The 17260-nt window shown below is 34.6% G+C and carries 12 protein-coding genes; 9 read left to right on the forward strand and 3 right to left on the reverse strand.

Translation table 11 applies throughout. The features are described from left to right. Positions 1 to 102: 102 nt before the first annotated feature. The 7 genes from ACPF9A_RS09680 (at position 103) to ACPF9A_RS09710 (ending at position 11343) form a co-directional block, all read left to right on the forward strand. Complete coding sequence (locus ACPF9A_RS09680; protein ID WP_424003924.1) at positions 103 to 4290, forward strand: PAS domain S-box protein; 4188 nt, start codon at positions 103 to 105, stop codon at positions 4288 to 4290. Further along, positions 4271 to 4690: a response regulator gene (locus tag ACPF9A_RS09685; RefSeq protein ID WP_424003926.1), complete on the forward strand. Its 420-nt coding sequence runs from the start codon at positions 4271 to 4273 to the stop codon at positions 4688 to 4690. The genes ACPF9A_RS09680 and ACPF9A_RS09685 overlap by 20 nt, the downstream gene beginning before the upstream one ends. Before the next feature lie 163 nt (positions 4691 to 4853). Further along, on the forward strand, positions 4854 to 5714 hold the full coding sequence (locus tag ACPF9A_RS09690; RefSeq protein ID WP_424003928.1) for an MBL fold metallo-hydrolase: 861 nt from the start codon (positions 4854 to 4856) through the stop codon (positions 5712 to 5714). Between the two features lie 47 nt (positions 5715 to 5761). After that, a complete protein-coding gene (locus ACPF9A_RS09695) occupies positions 5762 to 7411 on the forward strand; it encodes a S8 family peptidase (RefSeq protein WP_424003930.1) in 1650 nt (549 codons plus the stop codon). A gap of 15 nt (positions 7412 to 7426) precedes the next feature. Further along, complete coding sequence (locus ACPF9A_RS09700; RefSeq protein ID WP_424003932.1) at positions 7427 to 9280, forward strand: M1 family metallopeptidase; 1854 nt, start codon at positions 7427 to 7429, stop codon at positions 9278 to 9280. A gap of 70 nt (positions 9281 to 9350) precedes the next feature. Beyond that, positions 9351 to 9734, forward strand: a complete 384-nt coding sequence (rnpA, locus tag ACPF9A_RS09705; protein WP_424003934.1) for a ribonuclease P protein component — start codon at positions 9351 to 9353, stop codon at positions 9732 to 9734. After that, on the forward strand, positions 9715 to 11343 hold the full coding sequence (locus tag ACPF9A_RS09710) for a S41 family peptidase (RefSeq protein WP_424003936.1): 1629 nt from the start codon (positions 9715 to 9717) through the stop codon (positions 11341 to 11343). The genes rnpA and ACPF9A_RS09710 overlap by 20 nt, the downstream gene beginning before the upstream one ends. A gap of 30 nt (positions 11344 to 11373) precedes the next feature. Here the strand turns inward: ACPF9A_RS09710 and ACPF9A_RS09715 are convergent, their stop codons facing one another. After that, on the reverse strand, positions 11374 to 12249 hold the full coding sequence (locus tag ACPF9A_RS09715; protein WP_424003938.1) for a 3-keto-disaccharide hydrolase: 876 nt from the start codon (positions 12247 to 12249) through the stop codon (positions 11374 to 11376). A gap of 193 nt (positions 12250 to 12442) precedes the next feature. Between ACPF9A_RS09715 and ACPF9A_RS09720 the strand changes: the two genes are divergently transcribed. Next, complete coding sequence (locus ACPF9A_RS09720; RefSeq protein WP_424003940.1) at positions 12443 to 13948, forward strand: S10 family peptidase; 1506 nt, start codon at positions 12443 to 12445, stop codon at positions 13946 to 13948. A gap of 14 nt (positions 13949 to 13962) precedes the next feature. On the opposite strand, the gene ACPF9A_RS09725 is transcribed toward ACPF9A_RS09720, so the two are convergent. Both ACPF9A_RS09725 and ACPF9A_RS09730 read right to left on the reverse strand, forming a co-directional pair. Continuing rightward, a complete protein-coding gene (locus ACPF9A_RS09725; protein WP_424003942.1) occupies positions 13963 to 14592 on the reverse strand; it encodes a hypothetical protein in 630 nt (209 codons plus the stop codon). A 98-nt stretch (positions 14593 to 14690) separates the two neighbouring features. Beyond that, positions 14691 to 15884 carry an NlpC/P60 family protein gene (locus ACPF9A_RS09730; RefSeq protein WP_424003944.1) on the reverse strand — a complete coding sequence of 398 codons (1194 nt, stop codon included), beginning with the start codon at positions 15882 to 15884 and terminating at the stop codon, positions 14691 to 14693. Between the two features lie 56 nt (positions 15885 to 15940). Here ACPF9A_RS09730 and dcm point away from each other — a divergent pair, with 56 nt between their 5' ends. After that, positions 15941 to 17170, forward strand: coding sequence for a DNA (cytosine-5-)-methyltransferase (gene dcm, locus ACPF9A_RS09735; protein ID WP_424003946.1), 1230 nt, complete (start codon positions 15941 to 15943; stop codon positions 17168 to 17170). Positions 17171 to 17260 lie beyond the last annotated feature (90 nt).

Below are 17260 nucleotides of genomic sequence, written 5' to 3' on the forward strand. Positions count from 1 at the left end.
GTTATTATAGTTATGACTTTTTTAACTTCGTAAATATCGTATGGTTTAAGTTTTTACTAACAGTATTGTTTAAAAGAAATTATACACTTCATATTAATAAAAATGTCTGAACCCTATAAGCGGTCTGTTTTTAAAAACCCTTTATTTTACGGTCTTGTTGCGTTTTTCTTTGTTTTTATAATCACCCAGTTCATCGCCTTTCAAAAACATGAACTTTATCAAAAAACAGAACTCCAGATAGTAAATGAAAGAGTATCTAAACTTAAAATAGACCTACAGAACGTATTAGGTCAAAGTTATAATGTCACCCAAACTTTAGCATTTATTGTTGACCAATATGGTTTGCCAAATAATTTTGACAGTATTGCTCAAATTCTTTTAAATAGTAACAACAGCGTTGATGCTCTTGAATTGGTTAATGCCGAAGGTGTAATTACACACGTTTATCCTATTAAAGGGAATGAGGTTCTTGGTATGAATGTGCTAAACGATCCTGACAATAAATTTGGAGCTAAAATTACTCTTGAAAAAGGAGATTACTATACAGCCGGACCCATATACTTAAAACAAGGTGGTTCAGGTGTTATTGGTCGCAGACCGATGTATAAGAATGGGGAATTCAATGGCTTCGTTGCTGCCGTGGTACGCCTATCTACCATTATAAATGCGGTTCAATTAGATTCTCTTGAGCAGACAAAATTCTCTTATAAACTGGTTAAAATAAACACAGATAATTCTGAAGAGACTTTTTATACATCAAAAAATAGTTCTCAAGAAGGTGCTATTGGCGTTCCACTTACCACCAGCCAAGGCGAATGGAAATTGTATGTCTACTCCAATAATACACAATCAAATTCTGGCGCAATTCTATTTGCCGTTCTCGGTCTATTATTATCTATCGTTTGTGGTGTTTTATCGTGGTTTCTAATGCGTCAACCTGCTAAACTAAATAAACTCGTTGATGAAAAAACAGCACTCTTAAAAGATAGTAAAGAACGATACAGGCTATTAATTGAAGGTGCTTCTGATGGTATATTCCTTATTGATTTTCAGGGTAATATTGTGGATGCAAACCCTTATGGACTAGAAATGTTAGGCTATGATAAGGAGCTTTTATTAACGAAGAATTTAATAGATATTACTATTCCAGAAGACACTAAAAAAAACCCTCGACGCTATAAAGAAATGCGTGAAGGCCAAACTATACGATCAGAACGAAGATTGGTAAAAAAAGACGGCACCGTATTTTACGTAGAAGTAAGTGCCAAAAAAATAAACGACACAACAATTTTAGGTATTGTCAGAGATATAAGCGAACGAAAAGAATTAGAGCTAGCCGCAAAAGAAAATTTAGCAAGATTTGGCAAGGCCTATAATAATAGGTTTGTAGGTATGGTCATTAAAGATCACAACAGTTGTGTGGTAGACGCTAATTTTTACTTTCTAAACCTTATAGGGTATTCGCTAGATGAAATTAAAGGAAAAACCCTTGGTGAAATCGGGCTGATTAATTTTTCGCCCGCTTTAGATACCAACCCTGGTCAAAAATCTGTAATTGAATCAGAAGGTGTCGATAAAGCTGAGTTAGATTTTACAAATAAAAAAGGAGAGACATTACATTTAATAACTTCTGCCGAACCTTATAACTATTTAGGTGAAAAATATAGTCTAAGCACCTTCATTGACCAAACAGAGGCGAAAAGAGCCAACTTGGCGATACTTGAAAGTGAAAGAAAATATAAACAGTTTACCGAACGAATTTCAGATGCCTTTGTTGCATTTGATCAAAACTGGTGTTTTACCGATATTAATATTAAGGCAGCCAAGTTGGTTGGCATGAACCCCACAGAAATGTTGGGTAAAAATGTATGGGACGAATACCCAGAATTTAAGAATTCAGATGCGTATAGCGCATTTAAAAAGGCTATGGTTGATCAGGTTTATACTCATTTTGAACAATACCACCCAAAAGCTGACCTTTGGGTCGAAAACCACCTCTACCCTTCGCCTAACGGACTTTCGGTATATTTTAAAGACATCACTTACAGAAAAAAGGTTGAACAAGAAAAACAGCAATTAATCTCTATTATTGAGAATAGCCCAGGGTTTATTGGTCTCGCAACTTTAAAAGGTGAATCCGTTTTTATGAACGATGCCGGTAAAAGGATGATTGACCTCCCTGTTGATTTTGACATTAAAAACAGTACCATCTTTGATTTTTTTGAGGATGAATATAGAGATGTTATAACTAATGAACATATGCCCATCATTATGGAAAAAGGCTTATGGTCGGGCGAAGTTCCTCTTAAAAATTTTAAAACTAAAAAAACTACCCCTTTTGAATTTTCTGGTTTCTTAATTAGAGATAAAAAAACTGACCAACCTATTGCCATAGGAGCTATTGGTTTTGATTTAACAGAGCGTAAAAAAAATCAAAAAGAAATACTTGTATTACAGGGCAAAATGGATGCGGCCATTCGTATTGGTAAAATTGGGTACTGGGATTTTGATTTAGAAACAAAGTCATTCATTTGTTCGCCTTTAATGTACACGATTTATGATATAGATCAAGACACGGTTTTGACCATACCTTATTTAGAAAGTATTATTCATCCAGAAGATTTAGAAAAACATCGCCAAAATCTAGCCGATATTATAAAAGAGAAGTGCAACCATAATTTCACCTATAGAATTATCGTTAGAGACGGCTCAATTAAATATGTAATGGTTGAGGTTGAAGTTTTAAGAGACTCCAATAACAAGCCACTTATATTTAGGGGTACTGTAATTGACATCACCAAACAAAAGGAAGCCGAAGTTGAAATTCTAGATTTGCAGTCAAAAATGAATGCGGCTATCAGAATTGGAAATATAGGCTATTGGCATTGGGACATGAACAGCGCTAGAGTAGAATGGTCTAAAGAGATGTATGCTATACATGAAATAACTCCAAATACTCCAATGACACCAGAATTGGTAAGAAAAATTATATATCATGAAGATGTACTTGTTTTAGATACTAAACTTGCTGAGAAAAAAGGTGAAGGTATGGCTACACCTAGTAATTATAGAATTCAACTTAAAGACAATTCTTTTAAATACTTTTTAGCTTTTTCTGAAATAATTTATGATGAAAATGGTGAGCCTACAGTTTATCACGGTACAGCAATGGATATTACCAAAAGTGTTATTTCAGAATTAGCACTTAAAGAAAGTCAAGAAAAATTCTCTAAGGCCTTCCATACTAACCTAATGGGCATGCTTATTTTAGATAAACAAAGACGAGTAATTGACGCCAATGAAATGGTATACTCTATACTAGAGACCTCAAAAAAAAAATTACTTGGTAAGACAGTTTTAGAATCTCAAGAAATTTTTATAAATGAAAACGAGAGGAGAAGAGTTTGGGAAAAACTTATAGAAGAAGGCGAGATATTGAACGAAGAGTATAAGATTCAACTCAAAAGCGGACTAAAAAAAACCCTTCTACTGTCTATTACTCCATTTCAATTAAAAGGCGAAGTCAGTTACTTGGTTAATATTTTTGACGACTCAAAAAGAAAAGAGGCTGAAAGTAATCTCGAAACTCAATTTCATGAACTACAAAAGACAAATTCAGAATTAGACAGTTTTGTTTATAGCGCTTCTCACGAATTAAGAGCCCCTTTATCATCTGTATTAGGGCTAATAAATCTCATTCAACTTGAAGATATTGACCCAAAGTTGTTTCAGCATTTAAACATGATGGAAAGGTCTATCGAAAGATTAGATGATTTCATTAAAGATATTATTGAATATTCTAGAAATAAACACCTAAAGGTAGAGTTAGAAACCATAAATTTTACTACTTTAATAAAGCACTGTCTAGAGAGCTTTTGGTACTTAGAGAATACCGATAAAATAAATATAGAAGTTCATATATCTGACAGTAAAAGTTTTGTGTCTGACAGTAAGAGAATTTCGGTTTTATTAAATAATTTTATTTCAAATGCAATCAAGTATCATGATTTAGATAAAGAATCACCCTCTATTTGGATCAATATTAAAACAAACAATAAAGAGGCTACTATAGTAATTAAGGATAATGGTGTTGGTATGGCAGAAGATCAACTTGAAAGAATATTTGAAATGTTTTACAGAGTATCTTCTAAGGTAATGGGATCTGGTATAGGTTTGTTCATCGTTAAAGAAGTTATAACAAAATTAAAAGGTACTATTGAAGCTACATCAAATATTGGAGAAGGATCAACGTTTACTATAAGAATACCAAATGAATCAGGCAGATTATAATATGGCAAAGGATATAAATATTTTATTGATAGACGATTCGGATGTGGACAATTTCATTAACAAGGCCATTATTTCGAAAGAAGATAATATTTCTCAAATTACAACTATGACATCTGGTCATGATGCTCTGGCACATTTAACAAGTATTTGCGATAAGACCGAAGCCTACCCAGATGTAATTTTTCTAGACATTAAGATGCCAAGAATGAATGGTTTCGAGTTTCTAGATGAATACATTAACCTGCCAAAAGCATTGACAGAGCATTGTAAAATTTATATCTTAAGTTCGTCTATGGACTCTTTAGATTCAGAAAAAGGCAAAGAGTACTCGGTAGTTACAAAACATTTAATAAAACCATTAGCACATCACCAAATTGGAAATTTACTTGCTGAAGACTAAACAACCACTTACCAAATAATTGAAATACTGCCTAACCTTTACTATGCTCCAAAACTTGGCGCAGTTTATTATAAATAGTAAAATCTTCACTTTTCCATGGGTTAAATGATAATATATTCTTAATAATCTTAAGATATCATTCGCTTTTATTATTTTGCCCCTTATGAAAATTTATCCCATTGAAACCGGTAATTTTAAATTGGACGGTGGCGCTATGTTCGGTGTTGTGCCTAAGACAATTTGGCAAAGAACAAACCCAGCAGACCAAAACAATTTAATTGATATCGCTGCAAGAAGCCTCTTAATTGAAGATGGAGACCGATTGATATTAATTGATACGGGCATGGGTGATAAGCAATCTGATCAATTTTTTGGCTATTACTATCGCTGGGGCGATTTTACAATTGATAAATCTTTAAAACAACACGGATTTCATAGAGACGACATTACCGATGTATTTTTAACCCACCTTCATTTTGATCACGTTGGCGGTGCCATTCAATGGAACAAAGATAAAACTGGATATGAACCTGCTTTCAAAAATGCAAAGTTTTGGACCAATGAAAAACATTGGAAATGGGCCACTGAACCCAACCCAAGAGAAAAAGCTTCTTTCTTAACAGAGAACTTAATACCGATGCAAGAGAGTGGTCACTTGACCTTTGTTAATAAAGTAGATGCTTCATTTTTAAAAAATAGCCCGCTTGGTTTTGATATTCGATTTGTAGACGGGCATACCGAAAAGCAAATGTTACCACAATTTTCATATCAAGGTAAGACAATTGCCTACATGGCAGATCTTATACCCACAGTAGGTCATATTTCATTACCCTATGTAATGGGGTATGATACTAGACCACTTATGACCATGTCAGAAAAAAATATATTCTTGAACGACGCCGCAGAAAATAACTACTATCTGTTTTTTGAACATGATGCTCATAATCAATTATGTACTTTAAAACATACCGATCGTGGTGTTCGGCTAGATCAAATTTATACTTTCAACGAGCTTTTCAATTAACAACATACAATCATAATTAACTATAAATTACTAAAAGTTACCCTAGTATGACAAATACATATTTTAAATCAATCTTCGCCCTTACAATAGCTGCGATATTAACTAGTTGCGGTAGTGCAGGTACAGCAGGCGGAAGCGGATTAATTCTTACTCCTGTAGAAAACATAGATTCTACTCCTTTAAAAATTTCAGACCTTACTACAAGTGAGAAAAATAATTGGGGTCACTTAGACCTTGTAGCAGACACTATACCTGGTATGAGTGTTGATAGAGCTTACAGTGAAATCATAAAAAACAAAAAAGGAACGAAAACCATTGTTGCCGTTCTCGATTCTGGTATCGATTTAAAACATGAAGACCTTGTTAATATTTTGTGGACGAATACCAAAGAAAAAGCAGGTAATGGTATTGATGATGATGGTAATGGTTATATAGATGATATTCACGGGTATAACTTCTTAGGTGAATCTTATAATGAGCAATTAGAATATGTACGTATGCTTCGCTTAAATATTGGAGATGCCGCTACTTTATCAAAAGCTAAAACAGAACTAGATGCTAAATACAACGAGGCTTTACAAGGCAAAGAGCAATACGAGTCTATTTACCAAGCTGTAAAGAATGCAGATAACGATGTTAAAAAGTACTTGAAAAAAGATACGTACAACAAGCAAGATCTTGCTGGTATAAAAGCAACGGATGAAGCTATGCAGCGAAATGTTGCCATACTAAACCAAATGTTAAGTATTAATGAAACAATACCTGGTGTACTTGACGATTTAAATAAAGGACTTAAGTATTACACCGAACAACTAAACTACAATCTAAATAAAGATTTCAACGGTAGATCTACTGTTGGTGATGACCCTTATAATTTAGCAGATGTAAATTACGGTAATGGCAACCCAATGAACAGGGTGGATGATGAAAGTCATGGTACGCACGTTGCAGGTATTATTGCTGCTGAGCGTAATAATGGTAAAGGTGTAAACGGCGTTGCCAATAACGTAGCCATTATGAGTATTAGAGCAGTGCCTAATGGAGATGAGTATGACAAAGACATTGCAAGAGGTATTCGCTATGCTGTTGATAATGGTGCCCGTGTAATAAACGGTAGTTTCGGAAAGTCATTTTCACCCAATGCCGAATGGGTAAACGATGCTTTAAAATATGCCGCGAAGAAAAATGTTCTTTTCGTACATGCAGCTGGTAATGATGGTGCCGATTTAGATGATCCTACAAATCCAAACTTTCCTAACGATCAAATTAAAAACGGACCAGAATTTGCCGATAATGTAATTACTGTTGGTGCGTTGAATCCTAAGTATGGTTCTGAAATGGTTGCTAGCTATTCTAATTATGGTAAAATAAATGTTGATGTTTTTGCACCAGGTACAGATATCTATTCTACCTACCCAAACAACGAGTACGAATATTCACCTGGTACCTCAATGGCTTCTCCTGGTGTTGCCGGTATCGCTGCTTTGGTAATGTCTCAATATCCAAACTTAACGGCTGCACAGGTCAAAAAAATCATATTACAATCTGGGTTGCCTATTAAAACTAAGGTCGTATTAGGTAGCAATGGCGGTAAAAACGGATCTTTAGACGAAGTGTCTACTTCTGGTAAAATCGCAAATGCATATAATGCTTTGGTATTAGCAAGTAAAGTAGCTGCCGGACAGGTTAAATTATAATTTTATACAACTCTCATGATTAAATCATTTCTTACATTTTTTACGGTAGTTTTCACTGTTGCATTATTTGCCCAGAATAAAACCGATTATTGGCAACAACATGTTGATTATACTATGGCGGTAGATATGAATGTTGATAATTTTCAATATACCGGTACACAGACTTTGGTATACACGAATAACTCACCCGATGAGTTAAAACGTGTTTACTTCCATTTGTATTTCAACGCTTTTCAACCTGGTAGTGAAATGGATATTCGTCTGCAGAGCATCGCAGATCCAGATGATAGAATGACAACACCCGATAAAAAAAGTAGAATTGCATCGCTTACCGACACTGAAATAGGATACTTACACGCCACCTCATTAACGCAAGATGGAAACAAGGTTTCTTTTTCTGAGGAAGGAACCGTGTTGGTTGTTGATTTGGCTAAACCTATAGCGGCTGGTGCGAAGTCTACTTTTAATATGGAATTCAAGGGTCAAGTGCCTTTACAAATTAGACGTTCGGGCAGAAATAGTGAAGAAGGTGTAGCCTTATCTATGAGCCAATGGTATCCAAAATTAGCTGAATATGATTTTGAAGGTTGGCATGCTGATCCATATATCGCTCGTGAATTCCAGGGAGTTTGGGGAGATTTTGATGTAAAATTGACCATTGATAAAGAGTATACCGTTGGTGGTACAGGTTATTTACAAAACCCTAACGAAATAGGTCATGGTTATGAAGCACCTGGTACTAAAATTAAAAAACAAAAAGGCAAGACATTAACCTGGCATTTTAAAGCGCCAATGGTTCATGATTTTATGTGGGCAGCAGATCCAGAATATATTCATGATATTCAACAAGTACCTGACGGACCTGTGCTTCATTTCTTATATAAAAACGATCCTGAAATTTTAGAGAACTGGAAAAATCTTCAACCAAAAACGATCCAGGCTATGGAGTTTTTTAGCAAGAACATTGGTAAATACCCATATGACCAATACTCGGTTATTCAAGGTGGTGATGGTGGTATGGAATATGCAATGTCCACTTTAATAACAGGTAATCGTAAATTTGGTAGCCTTGTTGGTGTTATGGCGCATGAAATGGCACACTCTTGGTTTCAACATATATTAGCAACAAACGAAGCGAAACATGAGTGGATGGATGAAGGGTTTACTTCTTTTATCTCTAAGCTTTGCATGAGCGAAATAATGGACTACGAAAAAGAAAATCCTTTTGAGGGTACTTACAAAGGGTACAGAAATTTAGCGCTTTCTGGTAAAGAACAGCCTCAAGGTACGTATGCCGATCGTTATGCTCTTAACTTTGCTTATGGTGTTTCTGCATATAGTAAAGGCTCTATATTTTTATCTCAATTGGGCTATGTTATCGGTCAAGATAAATTGATGGAAACTATTCGTCAATACTACGATGAGTTCAAGTTTAAACACCCAGTGCCTAACGATATTAAACGTGTTGCAGAGAAAGTGTCTGGTTTTGAACTAGATTGGTATTTAACCGATTGGACACAGACAATTAATACTATTGACTATGCAATTAAAGAGGTTGCTGCATCAGAAAGCAACACTAAGGTAACTTTAGAACGTATTGGTTTAATGCCAATGCCTATAGATATTTTAGTGGTATATAATGATGATTCTAGAGAAACCTTTTATGCACCGTTACGCATGATGCGTGGTGAAAAAGAAAACCCTTATGAGGGTATTGAAAGAACTGTAATTGAAGACTGGCCTTGGGCTTACCCAACCTATAATTTTACTATCAACAAACCAATGTCTTCAATAAAAGCAATTGTTATTGATCCTTCGCAATTAATGGCAGATGTCAATTTAGAGAATAATGTTTGGCAGGCAGAGTAGTAAAGCCTATTAAAATTTTAGATATTTTTGCCCCCTACACGGGGGCAAACTCTTTTTAATACTTGTTATAATGGATGCATCCTTCGGAAAAAAGGAAAAACTTAAAAGCAAAAAACTCATCACACAATTGTTCGATGAGGGAAGAGGTGTTTCTGTATATCCGCTGAAATTGATTTATCTATCCGTAGAACAAAAAGAAGTGCTTATTAAAACAGGGGTTACCGTATCTAAACGAAATTTTAAAAGTGCAGTCGATAGAAATAAGATTAAACGACTACTTAGAGAGTCTTATAGACTTAATAAAGCACTGGTTTTTAACAATACAGATGCAAACTTTGCGTTTCTATTTTTATATCTTGGTAAGGATATGCCCACCTTTGAGCAGTTAGATCATAAAATGAAGCTCGTTTTAAACAAGTTTAAGCTACAGATTAATGAAAAAAATAGTAAGTAAAAAAGTACTTGTACCCATAATTGCCATCGCTTTTCTATTCGTAGGAAGTAGTTATAAGAGTGACTTTTTTGAAATAGCCAAACAGATTGAAATCTTTACCACCTTGTTCAAAGAATTGAACATGAACTACGTGGACGAAACCAACCCGGCAGAATTAATGGATACCGCCATTAAAAATATGCTGAATGAATTGGATCCCTATACCAAATTCTTAAACGAACAAGATGTTGAAACGTATCGCATAAACAATGCTGGTGAATACTCTGGTATTGGTGCCATGGTACGTTCTTTTGATGATAAATTACTAATCATTGAACCACACCAGGGATACCCCGCAGATAAGGCAGGATTAAAGGCCGGTGATGAAATAATACAGATTGGTGATATCAAAGTAGCCGATTTTGAAGATAATGCCAGTGAGCTTTTAAAAGGGGCGAATGGCTCTACCGTAAGTGTAACTTATAAAAGACAAGGAAAACTAAATACTACGGCTATTACCCGCGAAGGTATTGAAGTAGATGCCGTGCCTTTCTTTAAAATGATCGATAACAAAACCGGATATATTGTTCTCGCAAAATTCAATGCCAAAGCAACCGAACAAACAAAAGCGGCTCTTTTAGATTTAAAAGGTAAAGGTGCAGAAAAAATAATATTAGACCTTAGGGACAACCCTGGCGGATTGTTATCTGAAGCTATTAACGTGACTAACCTATTCGTACCAAAAGGGGAGTTGGTGGTGACCACGAAATCGAAGGTCAAAAAATTCAACCGAGAATATCATACTAACAATCAACCTGTAGATGAAGAAATTCCGCTAGTTGTTTTAGTAAACGGTAGCAGTGCTTCTGCCAGTGAAATTGTTTCTGGTAGTTTGCAAGATTTAGACAGAGCGGTAATAATGGGGGCTAGAAGTTTCGGAAAAGGCTTAGTACAACGCCCTCTAAAATTGACTTACGGTACTCAACTTAAAGTTACCATTTCTAGATATTACACTTCTTCGGGTCGTTGCATACAATCGTTAGATTATTGGAACAGAGATGAAAGCGGTAAAGCTGTACGTAATACTACTTTCAATGATTTTACGACCCGTAACGGTAGAAAAGTACAAGATGGTGGCGGTATTTTACCAGATATTGAAGTAGCTACTTCTAAAACAAATGACCTTACTTTGGCACTGTTACAGAATAATGTCATTTTCGATTATGCTACTAACTACCATTATGCACATAAGTATAGTGCTGTTGCCGACTTTAAATTTACAGATGCCGATTTTAGTGCCTTTAAGAACTATGTAAAACAGAGTAGTTTCTCTTTTGAGACCAAGGCAGAACTGGCAATTAAAAAAGCACTCTCTGGCGAGGAAAATGACTTTTTAGGTTCAGATGTTCAGGATAGTTATAAAACGTTATTAGCGAACATAGAAAAAGGTAAAATCAACGCTTTAGACAAATACCAAAGAGAGATTCAAAAGAATCTTGAAGATGAAATCGTTAAGCGTTATTTCTACAGAGATGGCTTGTACCAATATTACTTAAATAACGACGATGCTATTTTAGCTGCTATCGAATTATTAAGCAATAACTCTAAGTACGCCGCTATTTTAAAATAGGGGTCTTTACTTAATTCATAAGCTACCGACCTAATTATAGGTACATGCTTTTGAATCTGAAACCTCGTAATACTCTTTGTAATTGTTTGCTTTTGGGTCTGTGCATCCTTTTAGATTGCGGATTTTAATAGCTCTAAAATCAATTGGCTGGCCTTCACTTTGTAAAGCAATAAAGCCTTCTGTTAACAACTTACCGTCTTCTTTCATTTTGGGGTCATAACCATTAGCTACTTCACCCCCTATTTGAGGTTTTGTATATTCTAACACTGTTTTACCGTTAATGATATGTTTAACCAATGAATCGTGATAAACTATTAATTCTGCTGTTACCCACTGATCCCCGTAATATGTATCGGATGTTGAATTAATACAGTGTCTAGGGTCAATTTTACCTTCATAAACAACATCGGTACCTGGTGAACACATATTACCGGTTGGGCGTTCTATTCCCTCTTTTACACCTGCTAAAAATTGTATTTCTACACTAATGGGCCAATCTTGTTCTTTCAACATTGTTTGGGGATCTTGTGAATGAAACATTACTCCGCTATTCAGAATTGTATATTCTGGTGCGCCTGTATATAATTCACCTACAAATCTATATTGTACCGTAAAATGAAAATCTGAAAAAGGCTTATCATAATATAAATGCGAAAATCTATTATTAAAATCTCCCTCGTATTTATCATATCTCACCTTTACCATATCATCTTCTGCACGAAAAGTATCTGCATAATTATCCCCAACTTCATAATGGTAAACTTTTGTTGTCCATCCGTTTAAATCATCACCATTAAACATGGTTTCCCATCCATCGTTTGTTTCTTGAGAATTAATAAATACGCATCCTAAAAAAAATAAAAGGGAAAGACCTAGTATTTGCGATTTAAGTAGTTGTTTTTTCATGTTGATGGTGTTTGGTTGAATTATAAAAAAAGGGGACTGATGCAAAAAATACATATATAAATATACTCAATGTTCTTATATATTAGGTGATGCAATTATTGAAACATTCCAATCAATACCAGTACAGCTGTTCATTTATTATTGTTACTTTTAAAAGTACAAACTAACAATACCCACAATACTTTTACTCAAAATGAGAAATCTTCTATTACTAGCTATCAGTCTATTTTTTCTTCAATTTTCGCAAGCACAAGAAGCTAAAACGGAATCTAAAACGAAACCCATACCAGAAGCAAAATCTTTTGTAACCAAGCATAAAGGTGTTTTTGGCGGAACAGCTTTAGACTACACCACAACAGCTAAAGAAACTTTTTTAACTAATAAAGAGGGAGATTCTATTGCTTCATTTTGGTCAGTGGCTTATACTAAAACCACCATGGGAGATGCCGCTAAAAGACCGGTAACTTTTGTATTTAATGGCGGACCAGGATCTGCCTCTATGTGGTTGCATATGGGTTTTTTCGGACCTAAAATTGTAAAAGTAGATTCTGATGCCAAATCTGATGATGGCGCCGCACCATATAATTTAGTGAACAATGACCATGGTCTGCTTGATATTACCGATCTAGTTTTTATTGATCCCGTAGGTACTGGTTACAGCAGATTAGTAGGAAAAGGAGAAGGAAAAGATTTCTACGGATTAAAAGAAGATGTAGATTCTTTTGCTCAATTTATTAGAACATGGGTTACTGAAAACGAACGTTGGTTTTCACCTAAATATTTAGCTGGTGAAAGTTATGGTACCACACGTGCCGCAGCTTTAGGAAAAGCTTTAGAAGGTTCTGGTCAAAATATGGCTTTAAACGGAATGATATTGATTTCACAAGCTTTAGATTATGCAGGTTCTACTTCTGTCTCGAACAATATTACATCGTTCATTACCTACTTACCAAGCATGGCAGCAACAGCCTGGTATCATAAAAAAGCAGGGCAGGGCAAATCTCTAGAAAGTTTTACACAAGAATGTAGAGATTTTACATACAACACCTATATACCTTCTTTATATAAAGGCAATTCATTAAGTGAAGCAGAAAAGAACTCGATAGCTGAAAAACTTTCTTATTTCACAGGATTGGATAAAACATATATTCTACAATCTAACTTGAGAATATTAATGGGTCGTTTTCAGAAAAAACTATTAGAAGAAAAGGGTTTGGCAATTGGTAGATTAGACGGACGATTTATGGGCGATGAGGAAGATAAAGTTTCTGAGAATCCGCATTTGGGCGATGCCGCTAGTTATCAAATAATTGCTGCATATACCGCAAGCTTAAATCACTATTTCGCTTCAGCTTTAAAAGTGAAAATGGATAGACCCTATATTACTTCTGGTGGTGGGTCGAACTGGAGATGGAGAACCGTACCCGATGGACAATATTGGGAACCGATGCCGGTAAATACCGCTCCGGATCTAGGTGAAACGATGCGTAGAAATACAGCTATGAAAGTAATGGTAGCAAGTGGATATTATGATTTAATTACTCCGTTTTTTGATGCTGAATATACTTTTGATAGAAACGGTATCGTAAAAGATCGAGTACAAATGAAGTATTATGAAGGTGGTCATATGATGTACACTCATGAACCAGATCTTATTAAATTAAGTAAAGACATACGCGAGTTTATTACTGCATATTAATAAAAACAGAAAGACTATTTCTTAAGAATAAGCACATGTTCCTCACTACATTTTAGGTTGTAAAAGCTTACTATATCTCTAATGTGCTTTTTCTTGTATTCTTTATTTTGAATTTTCTCCACTAAAACAGGACAATCTGAAAAATAGGTCGAAGCTGCATTTTTGAAATTCTTACTAAAAAGTTGGTTCGATCCTAAGTGTGTAATTTCTCCACTTACACCTTTTCTAACATATAGATTTTTAATGTCATAGTAATTACCATGCGCCATATTCATTTGTCCATTTGCACCACCAACAAACATTGGTGCAGAGTAACCTGTTTGTTCGAGAACATAAAGACTTACTTTGCCTATTTCTAATTCTCTTACTACATTAAAATAACCTTCTCGAGTTTCTAAATAAATATACTTAGAAGCCTCTTTTCTATCATTTATAACTACCTGCTCAATATTTTCGAAATGATATTTTTGTGCTTTATCCCTTTTAAACTTTTTAAATTTTACCTGGTCTCCATTAATGAGTTTAGCTAAACCTTGAAGTTTAGTTCCGTCCTTAAAATAAATAGTGGCTGCATCTTTTTGAGCGATGGCAAAAGATGATCCTACAAAACAGCAGATTAAAACGAGAAGAATTGTTTTTTTCATAGTACGTAAATGATCGTTCTATATTAAAACGAGCTCATTATTACTATGTTTTATTATTTACCTTAAAATCGATGAAACACCTATTTTTGAAAACACCTTTAATCTATTATCGGTTTTGTAATATTTAGGTTTTGAAGCAATGGATCATCTTCATTTAATAAGCGTTGGGCTCTTAAATATCTACCTACATTAAAAGCATCATAATTTGGGGAATCTTTATCAACACTGCTTATACGTACCATCTCAGATGAATGTATAAATTGGTTATCACCGATCCACATACCTACATGAACTACTCTCTCTGAGGTTGTTTCTGTTGCTTTTCTTCCGAAGAACAACAAATCTCCCTTCTGTAATTTGCTGAAATCTGCTATAGAATCTATAGGCTTGCCAGCATGCACTTGTTGAGATGCATCGCGCGGAATTACCATGCCATTTAAGTAATAAATAGTCTTAGTGTAACCACTACAATCAACACCTTTTGTAGAAGTACCGCCCCATAAATACGGTACACCCATTAAGGTTTTCGAAGTAGCAATAAGTGAATCTGCATTGTAGCTTAAATTTGATAACCAGGTATCATATTCTTCTGCTTCATCTTTAGAAATGTACCCCTGTCTACCATCTGGAAATTCAATTTTAAAAAATTCATCATCACTACTTAATAGTTTTAATAAGCTTCCGGCAACAATATCTGATGTTCTATTCTTACCCTCTTCAGAATTATATGCATGTCCATAAGTATCCGTAAAAATAATTTTATCTGCAGTTGTCCACCTTTTAATATCATCAGCATTCATTAATTGAATTCCGCCTGGGTCGACCCACGCTAAATACATGTCTGGTGTTTGTATCAAGTACCAATCTCCTTCTTTTTTTAAGACATTAACAACGGTACCTAAAGTTGCCTGTGTTGCCAATTCTGCCGAATGTTTAGGGTTACTTCTAAGGTTTGCTGCTGAAATATTAATAACAGCTTTGATCATACCATCTAATTCATCTGCAGGTAAAATCTTTATATCGTTGGTTGCTTTAATCCCTTTTTCTTTTAAAACACTATTTAAAGAATCTACAGCTAACGGTAAATTAGTTTCACCCACCAAAGTAAAACCTGACGGACCATCTAATACTTCTAAATTAAAAAGTGCGGTACGTTTATCTGGTGCAAATACATTCTTTATGTTCTCAATTTCATTGACCAATAATTTCTTTTCATCCATATGAACTCCGCATGCTGTATTTAAAGCAATCAAAATCAATACAAAAGACCTCTTTAAGATTATTCTCTTCATCTGTAAAATAATTTCTAATAGTATTAGCCTTGTGAAATTATGTAATTTTATCGCAAATGAAGAAACTAAAGGTCATAGAACTTTTTGCAGGCGTTGGTGGATTTCGCTTAGGATTAGAGGATACCGAGAACTACGAAGTAGTTTGGAGTAACCAATTTGAGCCTAGTACGAAAACACAACATGCCTCTACTGTTTATGAAGCTAGGTTTGGTCATGAGAATCATAGAAATCAAGATATTTCTGAAGTACCTACCAATGAAATACCAGATGCCGATATTTTAGTTGGGGGTTTTCCTTGTCAAGATTATTCTGTTGCAGCTACATTAAATAACTCTAAAGGTCTTATTGGTAAAAAAGGGGTTTTATGGTGGAGCATTCATCGAATTTTATCGGAAAAGAAAAATCCGCCTAAATACTTATTTCTTGAAAATGTAGATCGATTATTAAAATCTCCATCAAACCAAAGAGGTCGAGATTTCGCTATTATGCTTAAAAGTTTAGATGACTTAGGTTATGCAGTTGAATGGCGGGTTATTAATGCTGCAGATTACGGAATGCCGCAAAGAAGAAGACGAATTTTTTTCTTAGGATACCATAAATCTACGCCGCTTTACAAACAGTTTAAAAAAGCTATAGCAAAAGAATGGATTTTTGAAAAGGGAACGATTGCAACCGCATTTCCGGTAACAAGCACCTCTTCACAATTGACATCTTTTGATATTACGGATGACCTTGTTTCACTATCTGAAAATTTTAATTTGGGTGAAAAATTATCTCCATTTCAAAATACCGGAGTATTCATTAAAGGAAAAGTATACACCACTAAAACAACGGCTAGTTATATTGGTAAAAGAACGGTTTTAGGAGATGTTTTACAGCAAGAAAAAATACCTGAAGAATTTTATATTCCTGAAGAAGAACATGATAAATGGTTTTATTTAAAAGGTGCAAAGAAAGAAACCCGGACTTCAAAATCTGGTTTTGCTTACCATTATAATGAGGGTAATATGATATTTCCTGATGCGTTAGACAATGCTTCAAGAACAATAATAACTGGTGAAGGTGGTAAAAGCGCGTCGCGCTTTAAACATGTTATCAGCACTAAAAAAGGGTTACGTAGATTAACTCCCATTGAATTAGAACGTTTGAATATGTTCCCTGATAATCACACATTACTTCAAGGTATTTCAAATACCAAAAGAGCATTTTTTATGGGAAATGCTTTGGTTGTTGGCGTGGTCAAAAAAATTGGTGAAGTACTTTCTAAAAACATAAAGACAGTCTAATAATTCCAATTTTTTTAGATATTAAAAGTTATTTAGTCCTATTGATAAAAATTATTAAATATGCTCTTATAATTTTAATATTAAACACAA

Origin of the sequence: Maribacter sp. IgM3_T14_3 (genome assembly GCF_049603095.1) — a bacterium.
In the GTDB taxonomy this organism is placed as follows: Bacteria; Bacteroidota; Bacteroidia; order Flavobacteriales; family Flavobacteriaceae; genus Maribacter.